General features: G+C 76.3%; 30 protein-coding genes. 20 read left to right on the top strand and 10 right to left on the bottom strand.

The window, feature by feature from the left end:
* Positions 1–89 precede the first annotated feature (89 nt).
* The 9 genes from murD to ACI79B_RS08440 all read left to right on the top strand — a co-directional run bounded on the left by murD (position 90) and on the right by ACI79B_RS08440 (position 7,728).
* Entirely contained in the window at positions 90–1,457 is a 1,368-nt protein-coding gene (murD, locus tag ACI79B_RS08400) for a UDP-N-acetylmuramoyl-L-alanine--D-glutamate ligase (RefSeq protein ID WP_456927588.1), read from the top strand.
* Positions 1,447–2,781, top strand: a complete 1,335-nt coding sequence (locus ACI79B_RS08405; RefSeq protein WP_457000104.1) for a hypothetical protein — start codon at positions 1,447–1,449, stop codon at positions 2,779–2,781. The genes murD and ACI79B_RS08405 overlap by 11 nt, the downstream gene beginning before the upstream one ends.
* Before the next feature lie 25 nt (positions 2,782–2,806).
* On the top strand, positions 2,807–3,262 hold the full coding sequence (locus ACI79B_RS08410; RefSeq protein WP_456926489.1) for a Fur family transcriptional regulator: 456 nt from the start codon (positions 2,807–2,809) through the stop codon (positions 3,260–3,262).
* Complete coding sequence (ygfZ, locus tag ACI79B_RS08415) at positions 3,259–4,368, top strand: CAF17-like 4Fe-4S cluster assembly/insertion protein YgfZ (protein ID WP_456926490.1); 1,110 nt, start codon at positions 3,259–3,261, stop codon at positions 4,366–4,368. The genes ACI79B_RS08410 and ygfZ overlap by 4 nt, the downstream gene beginning before the upstream one ends.
* A complete protein-coding gene (locus ACI79B_RS08420; RefSeq protein ID WP_456926491.1) occupies positions 4,365–4,934 on the top strand; it encodes an RsiG family protein in 570 nt (189 codons plus the stop codon). The genes ygfZ and ACI79B_RS08420 overlap by 4 nt, the downstream gene beginning before the upstream one ends.
* A gap of 98 nt (positions 4,935–5,032) precedes the next feature.
* Positions 5,033–5,971: an asparaginase gene (locus tag ACI79B_RS08425; RefSeq protein WP_456926492.1), complete on the top strand. Its 939-nt coding sequence runs from the start codon at positions 5,033–5,035 to the stop codon at positions 5,969–5,971.
* Between the two features lie 82 nt (positions 5,972–6,053).
* A complete protein-coding gene (locus ACI79B_RS08430; protein WP_456926493.1) occupies positions 6,054–6,584 on the top strand; it encodes a helix-turn-helix domain-containing protein in 531 nt (176 codons plus the stop codon).
* A complete protein-coding gene (locus ACI79B_RS08435) occupies positions 6,581–7,321 on the top strand; it encodes a hypothetical protein (protein ID WP_456926494.1) in 741 nt (246 codons plus the stop codon). Before ACI79B_RS08430 ends, ACI79B_RS08435 begins: the two co-directional genes overlap by 4 nt.
* A gap of 122 nt (positions 7,322–7,443) precedes the next feature.
* A complete protein-coding gene (locus ACI79B_RS08440) occupies positions 7,444–7,728 on the top strand; it encodes a DUF2516 family protein (protein ID WP_456926495.1) in 285 nt (94 codons plus the stop codon).
* 22 nt (positions 7,729–7,750) lie between these two features.
* Here ACI79B_RS08440 and ACI79B_RS08445 read toward each other — a convergent pair whose 3' ends face one another.
* From ACI79B_RS08445 to ACI79B_RS08455, 3 genes are read right to left on the bottom strand one after another with little or no spacing between them, the layout of a single operon-like run.
* Entirely contained in the window at positions 7,751–7,960 is a 210-nt protein-coding gene (locus ACI79B_RS08445; protein WP_456926496.1) for a PspC domain-containing protein, read from the bottom strand.
* Positions 7,961–8,011: 51 nt separating this feature from the next.
* Positions 8,012–8,869, bottom strand: a complete 858-nt coding sequence (locus ACI79B_RS08450; protein ID WP_456926497.1) for a spermidine synthase — start codon at positions 8,867–8,869, stop codon at positions 8,012–8,014.
* On the bottom strand, positions 8,866–9,723 hold the full coding sequence (locus ACI79B_RS08455) for a class I SAM-dependent methyltransferase (RefSeq protein WP_456926498.1): 858 nt from the start codon (positions 9,721–9,723) through the stop codon (positions 8,866–8,868). Before ACI79B_RS08455 ends, ACI79B_RS08450 begins: the two co-directional genes overlap by 4 nt.
* Before the next feature lie 59 nt (positions 9,724–9,782).
* Between ACI79B_RS08455 and ACI79B_RS08460 the strand changes: the two genes are divergently transcribed.
* Positions 9,783–10,784: a UDP-N-acetylmuramate dehydrogenase gene (locus ACI79B_RS08460; protein ID WP_456926499.1), complete on the top strand. Its 1,002-nt coding sequence runs from the start codon at positions 9,783–9,785 to the stop codon at positions 10,782–10,784.
* Positions 10,785–10,994: 210 nt separating this feature from the next.
* Here ACI79B_RS08460 and ACI79B_RS08465 read toward each other — a convergent pair whose 3' ends face one another.
* Complete coding sequence (locus tag ACI79B_RS08465) at positions 10,995–11,783, bottom strand: SDR family oxidoreductase (RefSeq protein WP_456926500.1); 789 nt, start codon at positions 11,781–11,783, stop codon at positions 10,995–10,997.
* An 84-nt stretch (positions 11,784–11,867) separates the two neighbouring features.
* Between ACI79B_RS08465 and mshA the strand changes: the two genes are divergently transcribed.
* The 5 genes from mshA to ACI79B_RS08490 are packed head-to-tail and all read left to right on the top strand — an operon-like array spanning position 11,868 to position 16,483.
* A complete protein-coding gene (mshA, locus tag ACI79B_RS08470; protein WP_456926501.1) occupies positions 11,868–13,199 on the top strand; it encodes a D-inositol-3-phosphate glycosyltransferase in 1,332 nt (443 codons plus the stop codon).
* Positions 13,200–13,212: 13 nt separating this feature from the next.
* Positions 13,213–13,797, top strand: coding sequence for a YbjN domain-containing protein (locus ACI79B_RS08475; RefSeq protein ID WP_456926502.1), 585 nt, complete (start codon positions 13,213–13,215; stop codon positions 13,795–13,797).
* Positions 13,794–15,386 (top strand): MFS transporter, encoded by a 1,593-nt coding sequence (locus ACI79B_RS08480; RefSeq protein WP_456926503.1) that lies wholly within the window; start codon positions 13,794–13,796, stop codon positions 15,384–15,386. The genes ACI79B_RS08475 and ACI79B_RS08480 overlap by 4 nt, the downstream gene beginning before the upstream one ends.
* Before the next feature lie 18 nt (positions 15,387–15,404).
* A complete protein-coding gene (locus ACI79B_RS08485) occupies positions 15,405–15,707 on the top strand; it encodes a hypothetical protein (RefSeq protein ID WP_456926504.1) in 303 nt (100 codons plus the stop codon).
* A gap of 5 nt (positions 15,708–15,712) precedes the next feature.
* The gene (locus ACI79B_RS08490; RefSeq protein ID WP_456926505.1) at positions 15,713–16,483 is read left to right on the top strand and encodes a phosphoglyceromutase; all 771 of its coding nucleotides are present in this window, start codon (positions 15,713–15,715) and stop codon (positions 16,481–16,483) included.
* Positions 16,484–16,663: 180 nt separating this feature from the next.
* Here ACI79B_RS08490 and phoU read toward each other — a convergent pair whose 3' ends face one another.
* Complete coding sequence (gene phoU, locus ACI79B_RS08495; RefSeq protein ID WP_456926507.1) at positions 16,664–17,317, bottom strand: phosphate signaling complex protein PhoU; 654 nt, start codon at positions 17,315–17,317, stop codon at positions 16,664–16,666.
* A gap of 219 nt (positions 17,318–17,536) precedes the next feature.
* Here phoU and ACI79B_RS08500 point away from each other — a divergent pair, with 219 nt between their 5' ends.
* Both ACI79B_RS08500 and ACI79B_RS08505 read left to right on the top strand, forming a co-directional pair.
* Positions 17,537–18,763, top strand: coding sequence for a sensor histidine kinase (locus ACI79B_RS08500; RefSeq protein ID WP_456926508.1), 1,227 nt, complete (start codon positions 17,537–17,539; stop codon positions 18,761–18,763).
* Positions 18,760–19,440 (top strand): winged helix-turn-helix domain-containing protein, encoded by a 681-nt coding sequence (locus tag ACI79B_RS08505; protein WP_456926509.1) that lies wholly within the window; start codon positions 18,760–18,762, stop codon positions 19,438–19,440. The genes ACI79B_RS08500 and ACI79B_RS08505 overlap by 4 nt, the downstream gene beginning before the upstream one ends.
* Before the next feature lie 40 nt (positions 19,441–19,480).
* Here ACI79B_RS08505 and ACI79B_RS08510 read toward each other — a convergent pair whose 3' ends face one another.
* Both ACI79B_RS08510 and ACI79B_RS08515 read right to left on the bottom strand, forming a co-directional pair.
* A complete protein-coding gene (locus ACI79B_RS08510) occupies positions 19,481–19,702 on the bottom strand; it encodes a DUF3072 domain-containing protein (protein ID WP_456926510.1) in 222 nt (73 codons plus the stop codon).
* Between the two features lie 10 nt (positions 19,703–19,712).
* Positions 19,713–19,931 (bottom strand): hypothetical protein, encoded by a 219-nt coding sequence (locus ACI79B_RS08515; protein ID WP_456926511.1) that lies wholly within the window; start codon positions 19,929–19,931, stop codon positions 19,713–19,715.
* An 81-nt stretch (positions 19,932–20,012) separates the two neighbouring features.
* Here ACI79B_RS08515 and ACI79B_RS08520 point away from each other — a divergent pair, with 81 nt between their 5' ends.
* Positions 20,013–21,026 carry a helix-turn-helix domain-containing protein gene (locus ACI79B_RS08520; protein WP_456926512.1) on the top strand — a complete coding sequence of 338 codons (1,014 nt, stop codon included), beginning with the start codon at positions 20,013–20,015 and terminating at the stop codon, positions 21,024–21,026.
* Between the two features lie 11 nt (positions 21,027–21,037).
* On the opposite strand, the gene ACI79B_RS08525 is transcribed toward ACI79B_RS08520, so the two are convergent.
* The 3 genes from ACI79B_RS08525 to ACI79B_RS08535 form a co-directional block, all read right to left on the bottom strand.
* Positions 21,038–21,889, bottom strand: a complete 852-nt coding sequence (locus ACI79B_RS08525) for a class I SAM-dependent methyltransferase (protein WP_456926513.1) — start codon at positions 21,887–21,889, stop codon at positions 21,038–21,040.
* A gap of 5 nt (positions 21,890–21,894) precedes the next feature.
* Positions 21,895–24,072, bottom strand: coding sequence for a bifunctional MFS transporter/dTMP kinase (locus ACI79B_RS08530; RefSeq protein ID WP_456926514.1), 2,178 nt, complete (start codon positions 24,070–24,072; stop codon positions 21,895–21,897).
* A 95-nt stretch (positions 24,073–24,167) separates the two neighbouring features.
* Positions 24,168–24,986, bottom strand: a complete 819-nt coding sequence (locus tag ACI79B_RS08535; protein ID WP_456926515.1) for a hypothetical protein — start codon at positions 24,984–24,986, stop codon at positions 24,168–24,170.
* A 40-nt stretch (positions 24,987–25,026) separates the two neighbouring features.
* Between ACI79B_RS08535 and ACI79B_RS08540 the strand changes: the two genes are divergently transcribed.
* Both ACI79B_RS08540 and ACI79B_RS08545 read left to right on the top strand, forming a co-directional pair.
* A complete protein-coding gene (locus ACI79B_RS08540) occupies positions 25,027–25,971 on the top strand; it encodes a Ppx/GppA phosphatase family protein (RefSeq protein WP_456926517.1) in 945 nt (314 codons plus the stop codon).
* A complete protein-coding gene (locus ACI79B_RS08545; RefSeq protein ID WP_456926518.1) occupies positions 25,971–26,849 on the top strand; it encodes a hypothetical protein in 879 nt (292 codons plus the stop codon). The genes ACI79B_RS08540 and ACI79B_RS08545 overlap by 1 nt, the downstream gene beginning before the upstream one ends.
* Positions 26,850–26,855 lie beyond the last annotated feature (6 nt).

Below are 26,855 nucleotides of genomic sequence, written 5' to 3' on the forward strand. Positions count from 1 at the left end.
CAGACTTCCCGGCACACCTGGCGGCCACCCTACCGGCGGGCCCCCGTCGTCGCCGTCCGTACACCGGGCCGGTCCGTAGAGTGGGCGCCGTGGACCCCCGCCCGGCACCGCCCCCGCGGGAGCGGTCCCTCCGGCTCGCGGAGCTGGCCGGCCGGCGCGTCGGGGTGTGGGGACACGGCCGCGAGGGGCGGGCCGCGGTCGCCGCGGCCCGCGCCGCCGGCGCCGCGTCGGTCCTGGTCGCCGACAGTCGCCCCGTCGACCCGGCGTCGCTGCCCGACGGCGTGACCGCCACCGCCGAGGTCGCCGACCTCGCCGGCTGCGACGTCGTCGTCCGCTCGCCGGGCATCAGCCCCTACCGCGAGGACGCCCGGGCGCTGGCCGACCGCACGCTCGTGACCACCGGCACCGGCATCGCGCTCGCCGAGGCCGCCGCGCGCGGGGTCCCGGTCCTCTGCGTCACCGGCACCAAGGGCAAGAGCACGACCAGCGCGCTGGCCGCCGCGGTCCTCACCGCCGCCGGCCGCCCGGCCGTGCACGCCGGCAACATCGGCACCCCGCTGCTCGACGTCCTCGACGACGTCGGCGACCGCACGCTCGTCGTCGAGATCTCGAGCTACCAGGCCGCCGCCGTCCCGGACTTCGCCGGCCGCGGCGCGCTCACCTCGCTCGCCCCCGAGCACCTCGACTGGCACGGGTCGGTCGAGACGTACTACCGCGACAAGCTGCGCGTCTTCGCCTCCTGCCCGGAGCGCTCGGTCGTCGTCAGCGCCCAGGCGCGGCCGCTGGCCGCCGGGTACCTCGACGCCGCGCAGCTGGTCGACCCCGCCGACGTGCTGCCCCCGGACCTGGCCGGAGCCGTGCAGCCGGTGCACCTGCCCGGCGCGCACAACCGCAGCAACGTCGAGGTCGCGCTGGCCGCCTGCGCCCTGCTCGGCCTGGACCTCGCCGCCACCGCCGACGCCGTGACCGGCGCCGTCGCCGCCTTCCGCGCGCTGCCGCACCGGCTCGCGCCGGTGGCCACGCTCGACGGCGTCACCTTCGTCGACGACACGCTGAGCACCACCCCCGTCTCGGTCCTGGCCGCGCTCGACGCGCTGGCCGGCCGGCCGGTCACGCTCATCGCCGGCGGCCAGGACCGGGGCCTGGACTACACGGGCCTGGCCGCGACGTTGGTGGCCCGTCGGGAGGAGGTCGCCCTGGTGACCGTCCCCGACACCGGGGCCCGGCTGGCCGACGACGTCCGCCGGGCGGCCGCCGGCGCCGCCGTGCGGCTGACCGAGGCGGCGTCGCTGGCCGAGGCGGTCGCGGCGGCGATCGCCGGCACCGCCCCGGGCGGCGTCGTGCTGCTCTCGCCCGGCGCCCCCAGCTACAACCGCTTCCGCGACTTCGAGGAGTTGGCAGCCACCTATGAGCAGATCCTCGTCGACGCCGGCGCCGACCGCGTCCGTGCGTCCTGAGGCCGGCACCTTCGTCGTCGCCGATCGGTCCCTCGACCGCGCGACCGGCGAGGCGGCCTTCACCTACCGGCTCGGCGACGACGAGTTCACCGAGCGGCTCACCCTCGACCCGGCGCTGCTGACCGGCGCCGAGCCCGCCCGGCTCGACGCCGCCGTGGAGGCCGCGCTGGACCTCGTGCACCTGGTCATGGGCACCAGCTACTACAAGCTCGCCGCGCCCGGCCGGATCACCGTCGAGCGGCCGGTCACCGCCGCGCAGCTCGCCGTCGCGCAGGCCGCCTACACCCACGGCCTCGGCGAGTTCGCCGCGGTCAACCACCTGCCGGTGCCGCACCGGGTCGAGTTCGACGCCGAGGTCCGCGAGCCCGGCCCGGTCCCGGCCGGCGGCGGGCGCGGCGCGCTGCTGCCGGTGGGCGGCGGCAAGGACTCCGCGCTCGCGCTCGTCGTGATCCCCGACGGGACGGCGCTGGCGATCAACCCCACCGGCGCGCAGCGCGACGTCGCCCGCGCGGCCGGCGTCCCGCTGCTCGAGGTCCGCCGCAGGCTGGACCCGCTGCTGGCCGAGCGGACGGCGCAGGGCGGCCTCAACGGGCACGTGCCGGTGACGGCGATCAACTCCTCGATCGCCACGCTGGTCGCCGTCCTCGGCGGCCACGACCCCGTGGTGTTCGCCAACGAGCGCTCCGCCGACGAGGAGACGCTCACCATCGACGGCGCCAGCGTCAACCACCAGTACTCGAAGTCCTACGAGTTCGAGCGCCTGTTCGCCGCGGCCGCCGCCGAGGTCGGCGCCGGCTACTTCAGCCTCACCCGGCAGCTGTCGGAGCTGGCCACCGTGGCCGCCGTCGCCGCGCTGCCGCTCAAGGCCGACATCCTCAGCTGCAACCGCTCCTACACCCAGCGGCACCTGGGCGGGCAGGCCGAGCAGCGCTGGTGCCTGCACTGCGACAAGTGCCTGTTCACCTTCCTCTGCTTCGCCGTCTTCCTGACCCCCGACGAGGCGCGGGAGATGTTCGGCGGCAACCCGCTGGCCGACGTCGCCCTGGCCGACGGGTTCCGCAAGCTCTGGGCCACGGAGAAGCCGTTCGACTGCGTGGGCGAGCGGGCCGAGAGCGCGGCGGCGATGGCGCACCTGGCGGCCAGCCGGTCGTGGGGCGACCAGCCGGTGGTGCGGGCGCTCGGCGCCGAGGCCGCGGCCGCCGCGGAGGTGACCGGCGCGACCGTCGCGCGGTTCCTCCCGCCCCGCGGCGAGCACGCCATCCCGGAGCGGTACCTCGAGTCCCTGCGGCGGGTGCTGGCGGACGCCCGCAGCGCCGTCGCGTAGCCCGCCCGGAACTACGCTCCTAGCCGTGACGACCGAGCACGGTCCCGCGCCGCTGGCCGAGCGGCTGCGGGCGCAGGGGCTGCGGCTGACCCCGCAGCGCCAGCAGGTGCTGGCCGCCGTCGCCGCGCTCGACCACGCCACCCCCGAGGCGATCGGCGCGCGGCTGCGCGAGGAGGCCGGGCCCGGCGGCGCGGCGCCGGACACCTCGACCGTCTACCGCACGCTGGAGCTGCTCGAGCGGCTCGGGCTGGTGTGGCACACGCACGTCGCCAAGGGCGCGCCGGTCTACCACGCCTCCGAGCACCCCCACCTGCACGTGGTCTGCGCCACCTGCGGGGAGATCTCGTCCGCCGACCCGGCGCTGCTGGAGCAGGCCGCGGAACGTCTGGCCGCCGACCTGGGTTTCACCCTGGACGTGGGGCACGTCGCGCTGTCGGGGACGTGCCGCCGATGCAGGCAAGCCGGGACGGAGAACGCATGACCACCACCTCACCGCTCGCCGCGCGGGCGGGCGCCGTCGTCGCCGAGGGCGCGACCGTGGCCACCCACCACGGCGACCCGCTGCGCGAGCAGCGGCTGCTCGCCGAGGGCGCCGGGCTCGTCGACCGCAGCGACCGCGACGTGCTCACCGTCCCCGGCGCGGACCGGCTCACCTGGCTGCACAGCCTCACCAGCCAGCACCTCGAGCGGCTGGCCGACGGCACCGGCACCGAGGCGCTGGTCCTCTCGCCGCACGGCCACGTCGAGCACCACCTGGTCCTCGCCGAGCTCGCCGGCACCACCTGGGCCGACGTCGAGCCGGGCACGGGCGCGGCGCTGCACACCTTCCTCGACCGGATGCGGTTCATGCTCCGCGTCGAGCCCGCGCTGGTGACCGCCGACTGGGCGCTGCTGTCGCTGGTGGGCCCCCGCGCGCCGGAGGTGCTCGCCGCCGCCGGGCTGCCCGCACCCGACGCCCCGTACGCCGTCGCCGCGCTGCCCGGCGGCGGCTGGGTGCGCCGGATGCCGCCCCTGGGCGACGGCGGCGCGACGGCGTTCGACCTGCTCGTCCCGCGCGCCGACCTCGCCGCCCGCGCCGACGCGCTCACCGCCGCCGGTGCCGAGCTCGCCGGCCTGGACGCGTACGAGGCGCTGCGGGTGGAGGCCCGCCGGCCGCGGCTGGGCGTCGACTCCGACCACCGCACCATCCCCAACGAGCTGGAGTGGCTGACCACCGCGGTCCACCTCGAGAAGGGCTGCTATCGCGGGCAGGAGACGGTCGCGCGGGTGCACAACCTCGGCCGCCCGCCGCGCCGGCTGGTCCTGCTGCACCTCGACGGCGTCAGCGAGGACCTGCCCGTCCCGGGGACGCCGGTGACCTCCGGCGCCCGTGAGGTCGGCCGCACCGGCACGGTCGTGCGGCACCACGAGCTCGGCGTCGTCGCGCTGGCCCTGGTCAAGCAGTCGGTGGCGCCCGGGGCCGAGCTCGCCGTCGGCGGGTCGCGCGCCGCCGTGGACCCCGACGACGCCCCGGCCGGGCTCGACGACACCCGGGCCGCGGCCCGCGACCGGGTCCGCGCGGTGCGGTCTGCCACCATCGGGCGGTGACCTCCGCAAGCTCTGGCCCGCCCCCCGCCGGCGGCGCGGCCGTCGACGCGCTGCTCGACCCCGGTTTCCTCGTGGGCGTGGAGTCCCGCCCCATGGGCGAGGTGCGCGGGCTGCGCCGCCGCGCCGAGCAGGAGGAGGTCAACCTCTCCTACACGCGGCGGCTGCTGCAGGGCCGGCTCGACATCGTCCGCCGGGAGCTGCAGCGTCGCGCCGAGCACGACGGGCGCTCGCTGGTCGACCTGCTGCCCGAGATCCTCGCCGAGAAGGGCCGCGGCCCCGCGCACGGTCTCGGGCGGCACCAGACGGTGCAGCCGGCCGCGCCCGAGGAGTACGAGTCCTGGGTCAACGCGCTGAGCCCCGACGTCGACCTCTCCGCCGTCCCCGACCTCGACGACGCCGACCTCGAGCGGGCCGCCCGCGCGCTGGCCGCCGCCGAGGGCTCGCTGTCCGAGCGGCGCCGCGGCGTGCAGCAGGTGATGGACGCGCTCGCCGGCGAGCTGGCCCGCCGGTACCGCAACGGCGAGGCCGACGTCGCCGCCCTGCTCGCGGACGAGGGCCGGCATTGATGAAGGACCCCCTCGCCCCCCACCACTCGCAGGCTCGCGGCGGGACCCTGCAAGGGGGCCGTTCCGGTACGTCACCTTGGCCGGACGCGCCGGTCCTCGTGGAGGTCTGGCGCTCGGGGTTCCTGGAGTCCGTCCACCGCGGCGCGGTCGTCGTCGTCGGTCCCGACGGGGAGGTGCGCTGGTCGGCCGGGGACGTGGCCCGCCCGGTGCTGCCGCGCTCGTCGAACAAGCCGGTGCAGGCCACGGCCTACCTCGCGGCCGGCTGGCAGCCGCGCTCGGGCGAGGAGCTGGCCATCTCGGCCGGCTCGCACGCCGGCGAGGACGGCCACCGCGACCTCGCCGCCTCCGTGCTCGCCGCCGCCGGCCTCGGCCCGGACGCGCTGGGCTGCCCGGCGGCCCTGCCCGGGCACGAGCCGACCCGCGCCGCCTGGACGGTCGCCGGCCGCGAGCCGGAGCGGCTGGCGTTCAACTGCTCGGGCAAGCACGCCGCGATGCTCGCCTCCTGCGTCGCCGCCGGCTGGCCGACGGAGGGCTACCTCGACCCGGGCCACCCGCTGCAGCAGGCCATCGAGGCCCGCCTGTCCGACGCGGCCGGCGAGCAGGTGGCCGCCGTCGTCGTCGACGGGTGCGGCGCGCCGCAGCACGGGCTGTCCCTGACCGGGCTGGCGCGCGGCGTCGGCTCGCTGGTCGAGGCCCCGGCGGGCAGCCCGGAGCGGGCGGTGGCCGACGCCGTGCGGGCGCACCCCTGGTACGTCGCCGGCACCGGCCGGGACGACACCGAGCTCATGACCGCCGTCCCCGGGCTGCTGGTCAAGGGCGGGGCCGACGGCGTGCACGTCGCCGCGCTGCCCGGTCGCGGTGCGGTCGCGTTCAAGCTCGACGACGGTGGCGACCGTGGCCGCGCGCCCGTCCTCGCCGCCGCGCTGCGCCGGCTCGGGGTGGACGCCGAGGCGCTCGCCCGGTGGTCGGTCACGCCCGTGACCGGCGGCGACGGCGTCGTCGGCGAGATCCGGTCCTCGGCGGTGCTGGCCGGCTGACGGCGACACGCCGGGTGTGAGCGGACTCACGCCCGGGTGCTTGCTCCTGCGCTTGCAGCTGCTAGCACCCGTGGTTAGCGTCATGGGTGTGCAGACCCCCGGCGAGTTCGTGAGCGGTCAGGTGAGGTCGGTCCGCGAGAAGGTGGACCAGCTCGCCGGCAGCGTCGCGGAGACCGTCGCGGCCGAGGCCCAGCAGGTCTCGGCGGTGCGCTCGCAGGTCGGGGAGTACATCCGGGAGCAGCGCAGCGCCGCCCGGGTGTCCCTGCGCGAGCTCGCCCGCACCGCGGGGGTGAGCAACCCCTACCTGTCGCAGGTGGAACGGGGGCTGCGCAAGCCGTCGGCGGAGATCCTCGCCGCCATCGCCCGGGGTCTGAAGATCTCCGCCGAGTCGCTCTACGAGCAGGCGGGCATCCTCGACCGGCGGGCCGGCAACCCCGACACGGTCGCGGCCATCCGGTCCGACGACCAGCTCTCCGAGCGGCACAAGGCCGTGCTCGTCGAGCTGTACGAGACCTACGTCCGCGAGTACGCGGCGACCCGCACCACCGCCCCGAGCACCGTCCCGGGCGCCACGCCCGGATCCGATCCGACCCCCTCCAAGGAGTCCGCATGAGCACCGCCACCACCCTGCTGGAGCAGGTCGCCGAGCGCGGCCGCCGTCAGTTCCTCGTCGCCGTCGGCGCCGGTGACCTCGCCGTCGAGCAGGCCCGCACCGTCCTCGCCTCGCTGCGCACCCTCCCCGGTGAGGCCCAGGTCCAGGTCGACCTGGCCACCAAGGAGGCCCGCACCCGCGCCGAGCAGGCCGCGGACCGCGCCCGCGAGGCCGTCACCCAGGCTCGCGCCAACGGCCGTCAGCTGGCCGGCGCCGTCCGTCCCGACGCGGTCGTGAGCACCGTCTCGACCCTGGTCGAGCAGGCCCGCACCCAGGCCACCGCGACCATCGAGGAGCTGGCCGAGCGCGGCGCCGACGTGCTGCAGGAGCTGCGCCGCCAGCCCGGCTTCCGCCGCTTCGTCGTCCGCGCCGAGCAGGCCGTCGACACCGTCGAGGACGCCGTCGAGGAGGTCATCGAGGAGGCCGCAGAGGCCGTGAACGAGGCCTCCGACGAGGTCACCTCGCTGGTCCAGAAGGCCGCCTCGAAGACCACCAAGGCCGCCGCCAAGGCCGAGGAGGCCGTCGACCAGGTCGCCGACCAGGCGAAGGCCGCCATCGAGGAGGGCGCCGAGGCCACCGACGAGGCGACCGCCAAGGCCGCCCGCAAGCCGGCCAAGCGCACCACCCCCGCCCGCGGCAAGGCCACCGGCACCTCGACCCGCGTGACCCGCACCCGCACCGCCAAGACCACCGACTGACCTCGGTGCCCGGCCAGGGCCCCGGAGCTGCCACCGCGCTCCGGGGCCCTGTCGCGTCTCCGGGGGTGAGACGTCCCCCGCGGAGGAGGCCGTGACCGCGTCCCGGCGGGTACCCTCCGGGCATGGGGTTCGACTGGGCCGTTCTCGAGGGCCTGCGGCTGGTCCTGCTGGCCGTCGCGGCCTGGGCGTTCGTCGACGCCGTCATCCGCCCGGCCGCCGGCTACGTCGCCGCCGGCAAGCTGAGTAAGCCGGCCTGGGCGGCGATCACCGCGCTGGCCGCGGTGGTCATCTACCTGCAGGGGCCGATGACCTTCCTCGGCCTGCCCGCGGTGATCGCCACCATCGTCTACCTGGTCGACGTGCGGCCCGCGGTCCGCGGCGTGCAGCGCGGCAACAGCAGCTGGTGAGCCGGCCCGCCGGGACGGCGGGTCACCAGCGGTCGTCCGCGGGCATCAGCACCCACAGGACGAGGTACGCGATGAACTGCGGCCCCGGCAGGATGCACGAGACCACGAACGCCAGCCGCAGGGTGCCGACGGAGATGCCGTAGCGGCGGGCGATCCCGGCGCACACGCCGGCGATCATCTTGTTGCGGGTGTCGCGGGCGAGACGGCGCGGAGCCGGTGCGGGGTACGTCATGACCCGACCCTAGGCGCGGCCGGCCGTCCCGGGCATCGGGGAAGACCCTGGTCAGCGGCCGAAGACCCCTGGGGGAGGCTCCGGTGAGGGCACGGCGCCGTCGTCGTGCACCGGCTGCGCCCTCCCGGTGAACCGGGCGAGGTCGGGGCCGGCCACCACCCGCGCCGGCATCGGGTCGCCCGCGCAGCGCCGGGTCAGCCCGGCCACCGGCAGCTCGGCGTCGGAGGCCACCGCCACCAGGTTGCCGAACCGCCGTCCGCGCAGCGTGCCCGGCTCGGCCAGGAGGGCGACCTGCCGGAAGACGGCGCACAGCGTGGCCACCTGGCCGCGGGCGAAGCGCAGCGGCGGGCCGTCGGCGACGTTGGCCGCCAGCACCCCGCCGGGCCGCAGCACCCGGTGCACCTCGGCGGCGTACTCGACCGTCGTCAGGTGGGCGGGGGTGCGGGCGCCGGCGAACACGTCGCTGACGACGACGTCGGCGCTCGCCGTCGGCAGCGCGGCCAGGCCGGCGCGGGCGTCCGCGGCCCGCACGCGCACGCGGGCGCCGCGGGGCAGCGGCAGGTGGGCGCGGACCAGGTCGGTGAGCCGCTGGTCGAGCTCCACCACCCGCTGCCGCGAGCCGGGGCGGGTCACCGCGACGTAGCGGGCCAGCGTCAGCGCGCCGCCGCCGAGGTGGACGACGTCGAGCGGGTCGCCCTCCGACGCGGCGAGGTCGAGCACGTGACCCATCCGGCGCACGTACTCGAACTCCAGGTGCGCGGGGTCGTCGAGGTCGACGTGCGACTGCGGCGTGCCGTCGACCATCAGCACCCAGGAGCCGTCGCGGTCGGCGTCGCCGAGCAGCTCCGCGGTGCCGCCGTCGACCTCGGTGGGGCCGGGCGGGAGCACCTCCTGCCGGGGACGCCTCACGCCGGCGCGACCGCGGACCAGCGGACGGTGAGCTCGCCGTGCCGCCAGCGGCGGCTGCTCCCGACCAGGGGCCAGCCGTCGTCGGCCAGCGCCTGCACCGCGGCCGCCCAGCGCTGCCGCGGCCCGAACGTCGACAGCCCCGCCGCCGCTGCCCACGCGGCGTCCAGGGCGCACAGCAGGTCGTGCACCGGCCGGCCGGGGACGTTGTGGTGGATGAGCGCCTTGGGCAGCCGCTCGGCGAGGTCGGAGGGGCGCTCGAGGTCCGCGACCCGCGCGGCCAGCGTGAGCGTCAGCGGCCCGTCGGCGTCCAGGGCCACCCAGGTCGCCCGCCGTCCCCACTCGTCGCAGGTGCCCTCGACCAGCAGCCCGCCGGGGCCCAGGGCGGCGCACATGGTCTCCCACGCCCGCCCGGCCGACGCCTCGTCGTACTGGCGGAGCACGTTGAACGCCCGCACCAGGACCGGCTGCAGCCCGGCCAGCTCGAACCCGCCGACCCGGAAGTCGACCCGGGGCGGGTCGCGGTCCTCGGCGACGGCGGTGACGCGGGCCGGGTCGATCTCCAGGCCGACCACCTCGAGCCCCGGGACCTCCGCGCCCAGCCGGTCGGCCAGCTCCAGCGTGGTGACCGCCGAGGAGCCGTAGCCCAGGTCGACCACCAGCGGGCGGGCCGCGTCGCGCAGCCGCGGCACCTGGGTGGCGACCAGCCAGCGGTCGACCCGGCGGAGCCGGTTGGCGTTGGTGGTGCCCCGCGTGGGCAGGCCCAGCGCCCGCGCGCGGCCGGCGGCCAGCCGGGGGTGGGCCTTCCTCGGCGCCAGGTTCGCCCGGCGCTTGTGCCCGCTGCCCCCGTCGCTCACCGGCCCCGAGGGTAGTCGCCCTGCCGGGCGGCCTCGCGCGCCGCGGCTACCGTGGGCTGGTGCTCCTCCGCTCCGACGCCCGTCTCGCCGACCTGACCACCCTCGGCATCGGCGGGCCCGTCGAGCGGCTGGTCGAGGTCACCGACGCCGCCGAACTGGTCGCCGCCGTCCGGGAGGCCGACGAGGCCGGGCGGCCGCTGCTGGTGCTCGGCGGGGGCTCGAACCTGGTCGCGCCCGACGAGGGGTGGGTCGGCGACGTCGTCGCGGTGCGCAGCCGCGGGGTCGAGCGCCACGGCGACGTCCTCGAGGTTCAGGCCGGCGAGGACTGGGACGACCTGGTCGCGCTCACCGTGGCGCAGGAGCTGGCCGGGATGGAGGCGCTCTCGGGCATCCCCGGCTCGACCGGCGCCACCCCGGTGCAGAACGTCGGCGCCTACGGCCAGGAGGTCGCCCAGACGATCACCGCGGTGCGGGTCTACGACCGCGCCGAGAAGCGCGAGCGCACGCTGACCAACGCCGAGTGCGGCTTCGGCTACCGCGACAGCCGGCTCAAGCGCGAGCCCGGCCGGTTCGTCGTGCTCACCGTGACCTTCGCCCTGGACGCCGGGCCGCTGTCCCGGCCGGTGGGCTACGCCGAGCTGGCCAGGCGGCTGGGCGTGGACCTCGGCGGGCGCGCGCCGCTGGCCGACGTCCGCGCCGCGGTGCTGGAGCTGCGCCGCGGCAAGGGGATGGTCGTCGACCCGGCCGACCCCGACACCCGCAGCGCCGGGTCCTTCTTCACCAACCCGGTCGTCCCGGCGGAGCGGGCGGTGCCCGGCTGCCCGAGCTGGCCGGCCGGCGACGGGCTGGTCAAGCTCAGCGCCGCGTGGCTGGTGCAGTCGGCCGGCTTCGGCCGCGGCACCCGCGAGGGCCGGGTCGGGACGTCGTCGCGGCACAGCCTCGCGCTCACCACCGAGCCCGGCGCCACGGCGGCCGAGCTCCTGGCCTTCGCCGACCGCGTCGTCTCGGCGGTGCGCGAGCGCTTCGGCGTCACCCTGGTCCCGGAGCCCACCCGACTGTGAGCCAGGGCCCGGTCCGGCCGGTGGTCCTGGTCGACGACCGGGGCTGGGCGCAGACGCTCCGGGGACCAGGGGATCTCCGTCTCGGACCGGGCTACGACCACGAGGTGGCAGCGGACGCGCGACTGCGGGGTGGTCGTCGTCCGGACGGCTTCCCGGACGGCGACTCCCGGGCGGGTGCGGCCGGACGGCGCCGCGGTGCGCCCGTACGGCTCAGAGGTCCTCGCGGTGCACCTTGTGCTGGGCGGCCTGGGCGCGCGGGCGGACGACGAGCAGGTCGACGTTGACGTGGTGCGGGCGGGTGAGCGCCCACGCGACGCAGTCGGCGACGTCCTCGGCCACCAGCGGCCGGCGCACCCCGCGGTAGACCGACTCGGCCCGCTCGCGGTCGCCGACCCGGTTGAGGGTGAACTCCTCGGTCTTGACCATCCCGGGCGCGATCTCCACGACCCGGACCGGCTGGTCGTACAGCTCCAGCCGCAGCGTCTCGGCCAGCGTGTGCACCGCGTGCTTGGCCGCCGTGTAGGACGCCCCGCCCTCGTAGGAGACCAGCCCCGCCGTGGAGCCCATGAACAGCAGGTCGCCGGCGCCGGACGCGATCAACTTCGGCAGCAGCGCCTTGGTCAGCCGGACGGTGCCGAGCACGTTGACCTCGTAGGTCCGCGCCCACGAGTCGAGGTCGGCCTCGGCCACCGGCGCGGCGTCGAACGCCCCGCCGGCGTTGTTGACCAGCACGTCCACGCGGTCCAGGGCGGCGGCGAACGCCTCGACCGACGCCGGGTCGGTGAGGTCCAGCGGCAGCGCCCGGGCGCCGATCCGCTCGGCGAGCCCGGTCAGCCGGTCCAGCCGCCGGGCCCCGACGACGACGTCGAAGCCCTCCGCCGCCAGCCGGGCCGCGGTGGCCGCGCCGATGCCGCTCGAGGCGCCCGTGACGACGGCGGTGCGGCCGGTCCCCGGCAGCGGACGCGGGCCGGAGGAGGAGATCTCGGCAACACCGGTCATGTGGTCATCCTGACCCTGTTGCAGGATGGAGAGCCGACAGGGGTGCTGCACCGGCACCCGGGGCGGCGAGGTGGGAGGTCGTGGGTGCCTGCTCGCCGCCTCCTCCCTCCGCGCGCGCCGCGGCGGGTGGCGACCATCTCGGTGCACACCAGCCCGCTCGACCAGCCCGGTGCCGGCGACGCCGGGGGCATGAACGTCTACATCGTCGAGGTCTCCCGCCGGCTGGCCGCCCGCGGCATCGCCGTCGACGTCTTCACCCGCGCCACCTCCAGCGACCTGCCGCCGGTGGTCGAGATGAGCCCGGGCGTGACCGTGCGGCACGTCAGCGCCGGCCCGTTCGAGGGCCTGGGCAAAGAGGAGCTGCCCGGGCAGCTGTGCGCCTTCACCGCCGGCGTGCTGCGCGAGGAGGCCCAGCACGAGCCCGGCCACTACGACGTCGTCCACTCGCACTACTGGCTCTCGGGCCAGGTCGGCTGGCTGGCGCGGGACCGGTGGAGCGTGCCGCTGATCCACACCGCGCACACCCTCGCCAAGGTGAAGAACGCCGCGCTGGCCGACGGTGACCGGCCCGAGCCGCGCGCCCGCGTCATCGGCGAGGAGCAGGTGGTCGCCGAGGCCGACCGGCTGGTGGCCAACACCGACGAGGAGGCCGACCAGCTCGTCGAGCACTACGGGGCCGACCCGCGCCGCACCCTCGTCGTCCCCCCGGGCGTGGACCTCGACCGGTTCACCCCCGGTGACCGCGCCGCCGCCCGCCGCGCGCTGGGCGTGCCGGCCGACGCCGTCGTGCTCACCTTCGTCGGCCGCATCCAGCCGCTCAAGGCGCCCGACCTGCTGCTGGCCACCGCCGCCCGGATGCTCGAGGACGACCCCGCGCTGCGCTCCCGGCTGCGGGTGCACGTCGTCGGGGCGCCGAGCGGGTCGGGCCTGGAGGCGCCGCGGCAGCTCGAGGAGCTGGCTGCGCACCTGGGCATCGCCGGCCTGGTGCGCTTCCTCCCGCCGCAGCCGCCGGACCGGCTGGCCCTGCACTACCGGGCCGCCGACGTCGCCGTCGTCCCCAGCCACAACGAGTCCTTCGGCCTGGTCGCGCTCGAGGCCCAGGCCTGCGGGACCCCGGTGGTCGCCGCGTCGGTCGGCGGCCTGCGGACGGCGGTCCGCGACGGGGTGTCCGGCGTCCTGGTCGACGGGCGGCGCCCGGGCGCCTACGCGGCGGCGGTCCGCGCGGTCCTCGAGCGCCGGCAGCTGATGGGCGCCGGCGCGCGCCGGCACGCCGCGGCGTTCTCCTGGGACCGCACCGCCGACTCGCTGGTGGCCGCCTACTCCTCGGCCGCCGCGGAGATGGCCGCCGCCACCGCCCGGCGCCGCCGCGCGCTCGGCTCGCTGCGGCCGGTGGCCGGGACGCAGGTGGCCTGGTGAGCGAGGGGGCCCGGTGAGCGAGGGGATCGGGGAGGCGCCCGCCACCCGCGCCGACGTCGTCGCCGCCCTGGACGCGGTCATCGACCGCACCCTGCGCGAGGCCGACCTGGCGCACGAGCACCCGGCGCCCGGCCGCTGGCTGGTCGACCTCCCGGGCACCAAGAAGCTCAAGACGGTCTGCGGGCTCATCGTCGGCGAGCACGCGCTGCGGATCGAGGCGTTCGTCTGCCGCCAGCCCGACGAGAACCGCGAGCAGCTGTGGACCTACCTGCTGCAGCACAACGCGCGCATGTACGGCGTCGCCTACTCGGTCGACCGGGTCGGCGACGTCTACCTCACCGGCCGCGTCCCGCACGCCGCGGTGACCCCGGAGGAGCTCGACCGGCTGCTCGGCGCGGTGCTCAGCTACGCCGACGACCACTTCAACACCATGCTCGAGATCGGCTTCGGCACCTCGATCCGCCGCGAGTGGGAGTGGCGGGTCAAGCGCGGGGAGTCGCTGCGCAACCTGGAGGCCTTCGCCGCCTTCGCCCAGCGGGGTCGGACCGAGCGCCCGGCCGACGGCGGGGGAGCGTCCCCCGCGGACGGCGGGGGATGACCACCACCGGGCGGCCCGCGGCGGCGCCGGCCGTCGAGGAGCGCCCCGGCTACGCCCGGCGGTGGTGGGTGCTGGCCACGATGACCGTCTGTCTGCTCGTGGTGATCACCGGCAACACGACGCTCAACGTCGCCATCCCGACGCTGCAGCGGGAGCTCGGCGCCACCCAGGGCGAGCTGCAGTGGGCCGTCGACGCCTACATCGTCGTGTTCGCCGGGCTGCTGTTCTCCTGGGGCGTCATCGGCGACCGCATCGGCCGCCGCCGGGTGCTGCTCGTCGGGCTGGCCGTCTTCGCCGGCGGGTCGGTGCTGGCCGCCTTCTCCGACAGCCCGCTGGAGCTCATCGCCTGGCGGGCGGTCATGGGCGTCGGCGGGGCCGCGGTGCAGCCGACGACGCTCGCCGTCATCACCAACGTCTTCCCGCCGGCCGAGCGGGGCCGCGCCATCGGCATCTGGGCGGCCACCGCCGGGCTCGCCGTCGCCGGCGGCCCGCTGGCCAGCGGCCTGGTGCTGACCCACTTCTGGTGGGGCGGGATCTTCCTCATCGGCGTGCCGGTCGCCCTGGTCGGCGTTCTCGGCACGCTCGCCTTCGTGCCCGAGTCGCGCGACCCCGCCCCCGGCCGGCTCGACGTCCCGGGCGTGCTGCTGTCGATCGCCGCGCTGGCCGGGCTGGTCTACGGGATCATCCACGGCGGCTCGGGTGTGGGCTGGGGGACGCCGGAGGTGCTCGTCCCGCTGGTCGGCGGCGCGCTGCTCATGGTGCTGTTCGTCTGGCTGCAGCGGCGCTCGACGCACCCGGCCCTCGACGTCTCGCTGTTCCGCAACCCGGCGTTCTCCGCGGCCGCCGCCGCGCTCGGCCTGAACTTCTTCGCCCTGATGGGCGCCACGTTCTACCTCGTCTACTACCTGCAGGGCGCTCGCGGCTACGACCCGCTGCAGTCCGGCGCCGCGCTCATCCCGGTGGCGCTGGGCATGGCGGTGATGGCGCCGCGCAGCTCCCGGCTGGCCGAGCGGTTCGGCGCCAAGGCCGTCTGCGCGGCCGGCTTCGGGCTCATCACCCTGTCGTTCCTGGGCTTCCAGCTCCTCGACCAGGCCGCGCCGCTGTGGCTGCTGCTCACCACGCTGACCGTGCAGGGGCTGGGCATGGGCGCGGTCATGGCCCCGGCCACCGAGTCGATCATGTCGGTGGTGCCGCGGGAGAAGGCCGGCGCGGGCGCGGCGGTGAACAACACCGTCCGCCAGGTGGGCGGGGCGCTCGGTGTCGCGATCCTCGGCTCGGTGCTCGCGACCGCGTACGCGGCCAACGTCCGCGGCGCCGTCGACGTGCTGCCGGCCGGGCTGCGCGACGAGGCGAGCACCTCGATCGCGGCGACCCTCGAGGCGGCCGGGGCGACGGCGGACGAGGCGCGGGCCGCCGGGGACGCCGAGCTCGCCGCGGCCGCCGACACGCTCGCCGACACCGCCCGTGACGCCTTCGTCGCGGCGATGCACCTGACCGCCGTCGGGACCGCGGCGGCCGCGGCGGTCGCCGCCGTCGTCGTCCTGGTGTGGCTGCCCGGGCGGCGCGAGACGGGCACACGGGCGACCTGACGGGCCTAGCGTGGGTGCGTGGAGGAGCCGCCCGCCGCGCAGGAACGGCTGGGCCGCGCGTTGATCGGCGTGGTCGCCGCGTCCGGCCTGGTCTACCCGCTGCTGCTGTGCGCGGTGCAGCTGGTGCTGGCCCAGCTGTTCGTCGTCGACGTCGTCGCCACCGCGCTGTGGCTGGCGGTCGGGCTGACCTGCAGCGTGGCGCTGGTGGCCGCCGTGCGCTGGGGTGCCGCCCGCCGGGTGCGGAGCCCCTGGCTGCTGCTCGGGCTGGTCCCGCCGGTGCTGTACGAGGCGTGGGTGCTCTGGCCGCTGCTGGCAGGATGACCGGTGTGACGACGTCTGCGGAGAACGCACCCGGCACCCTGGTCCTGCTCCGCCACGGCGAGAGCGAGTGGAACAAGGCCAACCTGTTCACCGGCTGGGTGGACGTCGAGCTGTCGGAGAAGGGCCGGGCCGAGGCCACCCGCGGCGGGCAGCTGCTGGCCGAGCACGGCCTGCTGCCCGACGTGCTGCACACCTCGCTGCTGCGGCGGGCGATCACCACCGCGGAGCTGGCGCTGGCCGCCGCCGACCGGCAGTGGATCCCGGTGCGCCGCTCCTGGCGGCTCAACGAGCGGCACTACGGCGCGCTGCAGGGCAAGGACAAGGCGGCCACCCTCGCCGAGTACGGCGAGGAGCAGTTCATGACCTGGCGGCGCTCGTACAGCACCCCGCCGCCGCCGATCGAGGCCGGCAGCGAGTACTCGCAGGACGCCGACCCGCGCTACGCCTTCCTCCCGCCGGAGGTGCGCCCGGCCACCGAGTGCCTGGCCGACGTCGTCGTCCGGATGCTCCCGTACTGGTACGACGCGATCGTGCCGGACCTGCGCACGGGCGCGACCGTGCTGGTGGCCGCGCACGGCAACAGCCTGCGGGCGCTGGTCAAGCACCTCGACGGCATGGGCGAGGACGAGGTGGTCGGGCTGAACATCCCCACCGGCGTCCCGCTGCGCTACGACCTCGACGCCGACCTGCGGCCGGTCAAGCCGGGCGGGGAGTACCTCGACCCCGAGGCCGCCGCGGCCGCGATCGAGGCGGTCAAGAACCAGGGCAAGAAGTAGCGAGCGACCGCGAGCTCGTGCTGACGAGTGGGGGCCGGAGGCCTCCGCGAGGAAACACGGTCGGTACTCCGCGCAACGGACGCGGCACGTGGCCGCGGTGGGAGCCCGGTAGGGCGACGACGTGCAGAGAGGGCCCCCGCCGCAGGCTGCGGTGGGGGCCCTCGTGCGTGTGCGGGGTGGTCAGACCGCCTGCATGTCCCGCTCGCCGGTGACGAGGAAGACCACCCGGCGGGCGACGCTCACGGCGTGGTCGGCGAACCGCTCGTAGTAGCGGCCGAGCAGGGTGATGTCGATGGCCGACTCCATGCCGTGCGTCCAGCCGGGGCTGAGCAGCTCGGTGAACAGCTGGCGGTGCAGCTGGTCCATGAGGTCGTCGTCCTTCTCCAGCCGCGCGGCGCCCTCGACGTCGAGCTTGGCGATGACGGCGCCGACCTGCGTGACCAGGCTCTGCGCGACGTGGCCGGCCTCGAGGAAGATCGGCCGCACCTCGGCGGGGACGGCGGACTCCGGGAAGCGCATCCGGGCGAGCTTGGCCACGTGGACGGCGAGGTCGCCCATGCGCTCGAGGTCGCCGACGATGCGCATCGCGGTGGTGACCGTGCGCAGGTCGGTGGCGACCGGCTGCTGGCGGGCCAGCAGGGTGAAGCAGCGCTCCTCGATGCTCTCGCGCATCGCGTCGATGTGCTCGTCGCCGGCGATGACCAGGTCGGCGAGTGCGACGTCGGCGTCGAGCAGCGCGGTCGTGGCCTTGTTCATCGCCGAACCGACCGAGTTGGCCATCTCCACCAGGCAGTGGTTGATGTCCTCGAGCTCTTCGCGGTAGTGCTCGCGCACGGGTCCTCCTCGTCGGCCGGCCGTCCACCGGGTGCCGCCGTCCGGACACCATCTGCTCGGTGCGCCGTCCTGACGGTTCGAGGGTAGGGGGTGAGGAGACACCGGACGGGCCCGATCGGTGAACGTGGGGGCACCCCAGCGTGAACAGTCGCCCTACCCGGTTGCGCCACCACTCACACGGGGGATGACCGGGTCCGGCTGCGGCCTAGCATCGGCCCCGTGAGCACGCTGGTCGCCCTCGTGGCCGGCTTCGTCGTCGGCGCCGTCGTGGCGGCCGTCGTCGTGCTGCTCGTCCGCCGGCCCGCCGACGGGACCGAGCGCCCCGTCGACGACGACGCCCGCAACGCGCCGTCCGAGGCGCTGCTCGCCCGCCGGCTGCTCGACCTGATGGACCCCGCGGTCCTCCTGCTGGACAAGGACGACGCCGTCGTCGTGGCCAACCCGACCGCGCGCGGGCTCGGCATCGTCCGCGAGCGCCGGCTCGTCGTCCCCGCGCTGCAGGACCTCGTGAAGGAGGTCCGCCGCCGCGGGCACCGGCGCTCGGACGTCACCCTCCCCGGCGAGGTCGTCGGCGGCGGCACGCGGCTGGTCGGCGCGCACGGCGTCCGGCTGGACACCCCGCCCGGCGAGGTCGCCCCCTCGGCGGTCCCCGGCCCCGTGGCGCTGGTCCTCCAGGACGTGACCGAGGCCCGCCGGGTCGAGGCCGTCCGGCGCGACTTCGTCGCCAACGTCGGGCACGAGCTCAAGACGCCGGTCGGTGCGCTGGGCCTGCTCGCCGAGGCCATGCAGGGCGCCGCCGACGACCCCGACACCGTCCAGCGCTTCGCCGCGCGGATGGCGCACGAGGCCGACCGGCTGGCCCGGCTCGTGCGCGAGCTGATCGACCTGTCCCGCCTGCAGGGCGCCGAGCCGCTGCCCGAGCTCGTGCCCGTCGACGTCGACAGGGTGCTGGCCGAGGCCGTCGACCGCACCGGCCTGGCCGCGGCGGCCAAGGGCATCACGATCGCCGTCGGCGGGGCCCACGGCCTGGTCGTGCGGGGCGTGGAGGCCCAGCTGACGACGGCGGTCACCAACCTGCTGGCCAACGCGGTGGCCTACAGCCCCGAGAACACGAAGACGGCCGTCGGGGCGCGGGCGCGCGGCGGGTTCGCCGAGATCGCCGTCACCGACAGCGGCATCGGCATCCCGCGGGCCGACCGGGAGCGGGTCTTCGAGCGCTTCTACCGCGTCGACCAGTCGCGGGCCACCAGCACCGGCGGCACCGGCCTGGGCCTGGCGATCGTCAAGCACGTGGCCAGCAACCACGGCGGCTCGGTCAGCGTGTGGAGCGAGGAGGGCCTCGGCTCCACCTTCACGCTGCGCATCCCCCTGGCGGTCGAGGACCGCCGCGAAGCTCCCCGTGCGGCCGCCGGTGCCGCGCCGGTCCTCCAGGAAGGACGGTCATGACCCGAGTGCTCGTGGTGGAGGACGAGGAGTCCTTCTCCGACGCGCTGTCGTACATGCTCGGGCGGGAGGGGTTCGAGGCGGTCGTCGCCGCCACCGGCCCCGAAGCCCTGGCCGAGTTCGACCGCGCGGGCGCCGACGTCGTCCTGCTCGACCTCATGCTCCCCGGCCTGCCGGGCACCGAGGTGTGCCGGGCGCTGCGTTCCCGCAGCAACGTCCCGATCATCATGCTCACGGCCAAGGACTCCGAGGTCGACAAGGTCGTGGGCCTGGAGCTCGGCGCCGACGACTACGTCACCAAGCCCTACTCGGCGCGCGAGCTGGTCGCCCGGATCCGGGCGGTGCTGCGCCGCCGCGGCGACGTCGACGCCCCCGCCGACGGCGCGCTGGAGGCCGGCCCGGTGCGGATGGACGTCGAGCGGCACGTCGTCGCCGTCGACGGCGAGCCGGTGGCCCTGCCGCTCAAGGAGTTCGACCTGCTCGAGCTGCTGCTGCGCAACGCCGGCCGGGTGCTGACCCGCGGCCAGCTCATCGACCGCGTCTGGGGCTCGGACTACGTGGGCGACACCAAGACCCTCGACGTCCACGTCAAGCGCCTGCGCGCCAAGATCGAGCCCGACCCGGCCAACCCCAAGCACCTGGTGACGGTGCGGGGCCTGGGCTACAAGTTCGAGCAGTGACCGGACGGCCGGCACCTCGCCGGGCCGGGACCGGCCGGGGTCACTGACCCCGGCCGGTCTCCTCCTGGAGCTCGTCGATCTTCCGGGACGCGTCGGCCTTGGTGATGTCCTCCGGCACGTCCTCGCCGGCCTGCCGGGCCAGCGTGTGCAGGTAGCTCTTCTGCGCCCCGGTGGCGGGCTCGTCGCCGGTCACCCAGTCCGACGGGTCCTTCTCGGCGGTCGGGTCGCCGGCCTGGCCGGTGTTCGCGTTCGATTCGCTCATGTGTTCGATGCTAGGCGTGGGTGAGCTCCGCCGCAGGTCGAACGGCCTGCTCGGCCCCGGCGGCCCGCGCGGCCTCCCAGCGCCGGCCGGTGCGGTAGACGTGCACGCTCCCGCAGGAGGGGCACTCGACCGCCATCGCGATGTGGGTCGGGTGGTTGACGACCGACCGGATGCGCCGTTCGGCGACCAGCTCGTCGATCCGGGTCACGGGGCAGGTGATCAGCAACATGGGACGAGCGTGCTCCGCAGCCGCACCCGGGACGAGTGGCAGGGGTGACATGGATCGCGTCTTTCCTGCCATGATGTCGGCGTGACCGGATCCGACCGCCCGCTCGTCGTCAGCCTGCTCGCCGGCGACGGCGTCCTGGGCGCCTTCGGCCTCGGCGTCGCCGCCGAGGTCTTCGGCTACGACTACCGCCGCTTCGGCATGCCCCGCTTCGACTTCGCGATCGTCACCGACCGGCCGGGGATGGTGCGCACCGACACCGGGCTGACCCTCTACGTCGAGCACGGCCTCGAGCGGCTGGCCGTCTCCGACGTCGTCCTGGTCACCGCCTGGGAGAAGCTCTCCGCGCCCGTGCCGCCGCAGGTCCTCGACGCGCTGCGCGCCGTGCACGCCCGCGGCGGCCAGATCATCAGCCACTGCACGGGCGCGTTCGTCGTCGCGGCAGCGGGGCTGCTCGACGGCAAGCGGGCCACCACCCACTGGCGCTACGCCGGGGAGCTGGCCGCCCGCTACCCGCAGGTCGACGTCGACCCGCGGGTCCTCTACGTCGACGAGGGCACCCTCATCACCGGCGCCGGCACCGCCAGCGGCGTCGACGCGCTGCTGCACTTCATCCGCCGCGAATGGGGTGCCGCGGCGGCCAACGCCCTGGCCCGCGAGATGGTCGTGCCGCCGCACCGCGACGGCGGCCAGGCCCAGTACATCGACGAGCCGGTCGCCCGCTGCGAGGACGACCTGCTCGGCCTCGTCCTGGACTGGGCCCGCGCGCACCTGGCCGAGGACATCAGCGTCGAGGTGCTCGCCCGCCGCGCGCTGATGAGCCCGCGCAGCTTCGCCCGCCGCTTCAAGGCCACCACCGGGACGACGCCGCACGCGTGGCTGCTCGGTCAGCGGCTCGCCGCCGCGGAGACGCTGCTCGAGGAGAGCGACGCGCCGGTGGAGGAGATCGCCCGGCTGGTCGGCTTCGGCACCGCCGCCGGGTTCCGCGAGCAGTTCAGCCGCCGCCGCGGCGTCTCGCCCCGGGCGTACCGGCAGACCTTCCGCACCGGCGGCGCCCGGGTCGAGCTCGTCCCGGCGGGCGAGGACCCCGCCGCCTAGGACCGGCCGCGTCAGCCCAGGGGGACGGGGCGCGCGACGCCGACCAGGGAGTCCAGCCGGCCGGCGTTGCTCGGCGCGAGCGGGCTGCGGACCACCTGCGTCAGCGCGAACCCGGCCCGGGCCAGCAGCATCGCGTGCGTGCGCGGGGTGAAGTGCCAGATGTGCTCGGCCGGCTTCAGCGTCCACCAGCGGGTGCCGAGCAGCCGCGCGGGCAGTGACGAGACGTAGGGCGTGGAGAACAGCACGACGCCGTCGTCGGCCACCAGGGAGCGGGCGGTGCGCCAGAAGTCGAGCGGGTCGGGCACGTGCTCGACGGTGTCCCACGCGCAGACGACGTCGAAGCCCGGCTCCAGCGGCGCCTCGGCCAGCTGGCCGCAGAACACGTCGAGTCCGAGCACCTCGGTGGCGTGCTTCGCGCCGGTGCGGGACAGCTCCACCCCGCTGGTCTGCCAGCCGGCCCGGCGCGCCGCGTCGAGGAACAGGCCGTAGCCGGCGCCGACCTCGAGCAGCCGGCCGCCGGCGGCGCGGCTCCGGACCCGGTCGAGCAGCGCGAGCCGCCCGGCGGTCCAGGTGCGCTGCAGCAGCATCGCGGGGTCGAACCGGCGGGGTTCCTGCGCCGCCCCGTCGACGGCGCTGCCGTACACGCCGCCCTCGAAGTAGCCGACGTCGTCGTAGAGCCGCTGCAGCGCCTCCGGCCGCAGCCGTGGGCTGATGAACACCAGTCCGCAGGACGGGCAGCGGACGACGCCGAACGGGGGGAGGTCGTGCACGAGCCGGCCGGGCACGCCGCACAGGCAGCACTCGACCGCCTCGGTGTCCTCGGGGGTCCAGGTCACCGGGCCGGGGCTCACCGGGGCGTTCACGCCGGTCAGCCTACGGAGCCTCCGGCGATCCCCCCGGTACCGGTCCGCGCCGCGCCGACCGGCGGGTCGGCCGCCCCGGAGGCGCCGTCGGCGCGCTCGCCGAGCTCGGGACAGCGCTGGGTGACCAGCGCGGTGATCTTCCGCCGCACCGCCGTCGAGACCAGCCCGTCGCCGTCCGGGCCGCCGTCGGTGCCCAGGAGCTCGCCGGGCACGACGACGTAGCGGTCGGGCGCGGCGTCGGCCTGGGCGAGGAACGCCGCGCGCACCGCGCCGGCGTCGGCGCCCGTGGGACCGGCGGTGACGGGGGAGTCGACGACCACGGTGAGGTCGGGCAGCAGGCCGCGGGTGGCCCACAGCGAGGTGCGGAAGATGCGGTCGGCGTCCAGGCCCTGCCCGGCGCCGTGGAAGGCGATCGAGGTGTCCACGTAGTGGGTGCACACCACGACCTCGCGCCGCTGCAGCGCCGGCCGGATGACCGTGGCCACGTGCTCGGCGCGGTCGGCGGCGGCCAGCAGCGCCGCGGTGTAGGCGGCCACCGGGTGGCCCTCGCCGTCGGTCGCGCCGGCCCTCTCGGGCGCCGGCGGGTAGAGCAGCGTGCGGACCTGCCGGCCCAGCGCCGTGTCGCTCGGCTCGTGCGTGGCCACCACCGGGCAGCCGCAGTCGCGCAGCACCTGGGCGAGCTCGGCGGTGTAGCGGCGGGTGAGGTCGCGGTCGGCACCCTCGACGACGACGAACAGGCCGGTGCCGCTGGCCGAGGCCGACAGGATGTCCGAGCTGCCCCACAGCAGCCGGAACACGTCGCGCGGGCGGGTGCCCGGCCGGCCGCGGGGGACGACCTGGCGGACGGCGTAGGCGCTGACCAGCAGCGCGAGGACGCCGCCGATCAGCAGCGTGAGACCGGGCCCGGTGAGGCTGAGCATCAGCTCGCCGACGCGCAGGTCGTGGTTGCCGAGCAGGCCGGCCAGGCCCGGGCCGACGGCGACCGACAGCAGCAGGACGATGCGCACCGAGGACACGACGAAGGCGAACACCCGCCCGCGCAGCCGGTCCTCGACCTCGAAGCCGATGAGCGTGTAGCCGATGATCCAGGAGATCCCCGCGAACAGGCCGACGAGGAACGCCGCCATGGTGGCGAGGACGAAGTCCTGCAGCAGGGACATCGCCAGCAGCGCGATGCCGGCCAGGCCGATGGAGCGGGCGAACAGGCTGCGCCGCGGGATCGTGGGCAGGATCCGCGGCCCGACCAGCATGCCGAGGGCCAGGCCGGAGAAGACGATGCCGAACACCACGCCGTACCCGGCGGCGCCGGCGTCGAGGGTGGCGATGTAGAGCTGCGCCACGCCGATGATCAGCCCGCCGGCCCCGAACGCGCCGATGACGCCGACGTACAGCGCGCGCATCAGCGGCTGCCCGCGCAGGAAGGAGACACCCTCGACGACGAGGGAGAACACGTTCGTCGACGGCTGCCGGTCGACGGGCGTCCGCGGGATGAGCCGCCGGGACAGGAACACCGTGGTGGCCGAGAGCGCGAAGCTCGCCGAGTTGAACAGCAGGGCGACGACGATCGCCGTCCGCGCGTCCCCGGCCCCGCCGCTGCCGGGGAACACCCGCGCGACCGTGGACAGCAGCGCGAACAGCAGCGAGGCGACCGGCACCGCGCCGTAGACGCTGAACAGCGACACCTGGTTGGCCACGGCCAGCCGCTCGCGCGGCACGATCGCCACCCAGATCGCCTGCTTGGCCGGGTTGGTGAACAGCCCGACCGCCTCGACGAGGAACTGGGCGACGTAGAGCCAGGTCAGCTCGTAGCTGAAGGCGATCGACAGGTACAGCGAGCAGGCCAGCAGGTCGCCGACGACGACGGTGGTGCGCCGGTCGAGCCGGTCGGCCAGCGCGCCGGCGATCGGGCCGAGGAGCAGGTCGGGCAGCAGCCGGGTGAGGATGACGCCGGAGATCGCCGCGCCCTGGACGCCGAGCGACTGGTCGCTGGTGAGCTGCTGGGCCATCGCCGTGGTGGCCAGCAGGCCCAGCCAGTCGCCGAGGCTGGAGACGGTGATCGCCGCCCACATGCGGCGGAACACCGGGATGCGCAGGAGGACGAGCAGCGCGTTCTCCTGCGCGCGCCCACTGGCCGACGACCCCGCCGGGCGCGCGCGGGGGGCCGCCGCCTGTCCGTCGCTCACAGTCCTCGCCGTCCGGTCGTCGCGGTCGTCCCCAGCAGGGTAGTGGCGGGCGGTGTCGATCCGGCCTCCGCCGCACCCCGGACGGGGAGTGGACCTCAGCCGCCGGGCCGCAGCCGGGGCAGCGGGAGGGGCACCGGTGCCGGGCTGGCCGGGTGCGGGGCGACCAGGCCGAGGTCCAGCCGGGCCTCGGTGAGCCGGCGCAGCTCGGCGTAGGCGGCCGGGCCGAGGAGGGCGGTGAGCTCGGCGGCGTAGGTGGCCACCAGCGGCTCGGGGGAGACGTGCGCGGCCGGCGAGCCGGTGCACCACCAGTGCAGGTCGGCGCCGCCCGGGCCCCAGCCGCGGCGGTCGAACTCGCCGATCGTGCTCACCAGCACCGTCGTCCCGTCGGGCCGCTCGACCTCCTCCTGCTCGCGGCGCACCGGCAGCTGCCAGCAGACGTCGGGCTTGGTGAGCAGCGGGTGCAGCTCCTCGCGCAGCGCCATCCGGTGCAGCGCGCAGCCGGTGCCACCCGGGAAGCCGGGGCGGTTGAGGAAGACGCAGGCGCCGTCGACCAGGCGGGTGCGCAGCGAGCGGACGCCGCCCTCCTCGGGGGCCACGTCGTCGGCACCGTCCTCCTCGGTCCAGGCGCCGCGGCCGAGCGGCGCGAGCTGCCAGTCCTCGTCGGTGAGGTCGGCGACGGCGGCGGTCACCCGGGCGAGGTCGTCCTCGTCGCTGAAGAACGCGCCGTGGCTGCAGCAGCCGTCGTCGGCCCGGCCCTCGACGACGCCGGCGCAGCCGCGGCCGAACACGCAGGTCCAGGCGGAGGACAGCCAGGTCAGGTCGGCGCGGACGACGTGCCGCGGGTCGGCGGGATCCGGGAACTCGATCCACTCGCGGGCGAAGTCCGGGTCGACCTCCGGGGGTACGTCCTGCACCGGTCCAGCCTAGGGACGGCCCGACCGGCAGACTGACCGCATGCGGCTCGGGGTGCTGGACGTCGGCTCGAACACCGTCCACCTGCTCGTGGTGGACGCCCACCGCGGCGGCCACCCCACCCCGACCTACGACGACCGCGCGGTCCTGCGCCTGGCCGAGCACGTCGGCAGGGACGACGTCCTCTCCAGGACCGGGGAGAAGGCGCTGGTCGCCGCCGTGCGCAAGGCCTGCCGTCGGGCCGAGGAGCAGGGCTGCGACGAGGTGCTCGCGCTGGTGACCTCGGCCATCCGCGAGGCGGTCAACGGCATGGAGGTGCTCGACCGCGTCCGCGCGCAGACCGGCGTCGAGCTGCAGGTGACCAGCGGCGAGGAGGAGGCCCGGCTGACCTTCCTCGCCGTCCGCCGCTGGTACGGGTGGAGCGCGGGCCGGCTGCTGGTCCTCGACATCGGCGGCGGCTCGCTCGAGCTGGCCAGCGGCGTCGACGAGGACCCCGACGTCGCGCTGTCGGTGCCGCTGGGCGCCGGGCGGATGACCCGCCGCTTCCTGCAGGACGCCGCCGAGGGCGGCCGGCCCGACCTCGCGGCCCTGGAGGCGCTGGGCGAGCACGCGGCCGACGTGCTCAAGCCGGCGGCGAAGAAGCTGCGCGGCGCGGGCGCGCCGGACCTGGTGGCGGCGACGAGCAAGACCTTCCGCACGCTGGCCCGGCTGACCGGCGCGGCGCCCTACTCGGCCGGCCTGCGGGTGCCCCGCGAGCTCACCCTCGACGGCCTCGGCCAGCTGATCGGCTTCGTGTCCCGCATCGAGGCGCGCAGCCTGGCCGAGCTGCGGGGCGTGTCGCCCGACCGCGCCCACCAGGTGCCGGCCGGTGCCGTGGTGGCGCAGGCGGCCATGCAGGCGCTGGAACTACCCTCCGTCAAGATCTGTCCGTGGGCGCTGCGCGAGGGCGTCATCCTGCGGCGACTGGACTCCTTGGGAGGCGCGTGATGGCACAGCCCCGCAGGGACCCCGACTCCGGGCGCGGTCCGGAGACCGGCGGCCGGCCGCTGGCCGACATCCTGCGCGAGGCGGGCATCGAGGCCCCGCGCAGCGTGCGCCGGCGCCGCGGCGACACCGGCGACATCCCGATCAAGCAGCGCCGCCGCGACCCCGACGCCGAGGACGCGCCCAACCCCGGCCGCCGCGCCGGCGACACCGGCCGGGTCTCCGAGACCGGCCGGCTGTCCCGGGACACCGGGCCGGTCGCCGACACCGGCCGCCAGGCCCGGGACCGGGCCGCGGAGAAGGCGGCCGCCCGGGTCGAGAAGGCGGGCCGGGCCGAGAAGGCGGGCCGGGCGGAGAAGGCCGCGGCGAAGGCCGCCGAGAAGGCCAGGGGGACCCGGGACACCGGTCGCGTCGCGGGGGCGCCGGCCGAGGACCGGCGCGGTCCGGCCGAGCCGTCGACCGCGGCCATCCCGGGCATCCGGCCCTCCCGCAAGCCGGGTGTCCCCGGCGCCTCGGCGGCGGAGCCCGCCCCGGCCACCGGCCCGATCCCGGTCACCCGCGCCGGGGAGACCGAGGTCCTCGACGAGCCGCTGGGCGCCAAGGAGGGCGCGCTGGCCTGGCTGCGCTTCGCCGGCGAGCTGGTCCTGGCGCTGGCCGCCGGCGTCGGCATCTACTTCCTGGCCACCGTCGTCTGGGAGCAGGTGCCGCAGGTCGCGGTGGTCCTCGCCCCGCTCGCGGTGACCGGCCTCGTCGCCGGCGTGGGCGCCTGGCGGCAGCGGACCGGCCGCGAGCCCACCGGGCTGCGGCTGGTCGCCGTCCTCGTGTTCGCCGGGACGCTGCTCACCATCGCCCCGGCCGCCGGGCTGCTCGCCGGCACCTGAGGTGCC

It is taken from the genome of Geodermatophilus sp. SYSU D00879 (assembly GCF_054050375.1).

Excerpts from the sequence above, each read along its gene's own strand:
- ygfZ (WP_456926490.1), top strand. The coding sequence starts at position 3,259 with ATGACCACCACCTCACCGCTCGCCGCGCGGGCGGGCGCCGTCGTCGCC.
- ACI79B_RS08430 (WP_456926493.1), top strand. The coding sequence starts at position 6,054 with ATGGGTGTGCAGACCCCCGGCGAGTTCGTGAGCGGTCAGGTGAGGTCG.
- ACI79B_RS08435 (WP_456926494.1), top strand. The coding sequence starts at position 6,581 with ATGAGCACCGCCACCACCCTGCTGGAGCAGGTCGCCGAGCGCGGCCGC.
- ACI79B_RS08440 (WP_456926495.1), top strand. The coding sequence starts at position 7,444 with ATGGGGTTCGACTGGGCCGTTCTCGAGGGCCTGCGGCTGGTCCTGCTG.
- ACI79B_RS08445 (WP_456926496.1), bottom strand. The coding sequence starts at position 7,960 with ATGACGTACCCCGCACCGGCTCCGCGCCGTCTCGCCCGCGACACCCGC.
- ACI79B_RS08465 (WP_456926500.1), bottom strand. The coding sequence starts at position 11,783 with ATGACCGGTGTTGCCGAGATCTCCTCCTCCGGCCCGCGTCCGCTGCCG.
- ACI79B_RS08480 (WP_456926503.1), top strand. The coding sequence starts at position 13,794 with ATGACCACCACCGGGCGGCCCGCGGCGGCGCCGGCCGTCGAGGAGCGC.
- ACI79B_RS08505 (WP_456926509.1), top strand. The coding sequence starts at position 18,760 with ATGACCCGAGTGCTCGTGGTGGAGGACGAGGAGTCCTTCTCCGACGCG.
- ACI79B_RS08510 (WP_456926510.1), bottom strand. The coding sequence starts at position 19,702 with ATGAGCGAATCGAACGCGAACACCGGCCAGGCCGGCGACCCGACCGCC.
- ACI79B_RS08515 (WP_456926511.1), bottom strand. The coding sequence starts at position 19,931 with ATGTTGCTGATCACCTGCCCCGTGACCCGGATCGACGAGCTGGTCGCC.
- ACI79B_RS08540 (WP_456926517.1), top strand. The coding sequence starts at position 25,027 with ATGCGGCTCGGGGTGCTGGACGTCGGCTCGAACACCGTCCACCTGCTC.
- ACI79B_RS08545 (WP_456926518.1), top strand. The coding sequence starts at position 25,971 with ATGGCACAGCCCCGCAGGGACCCCGACTCCGGGCGCGGTCCGGAGACC.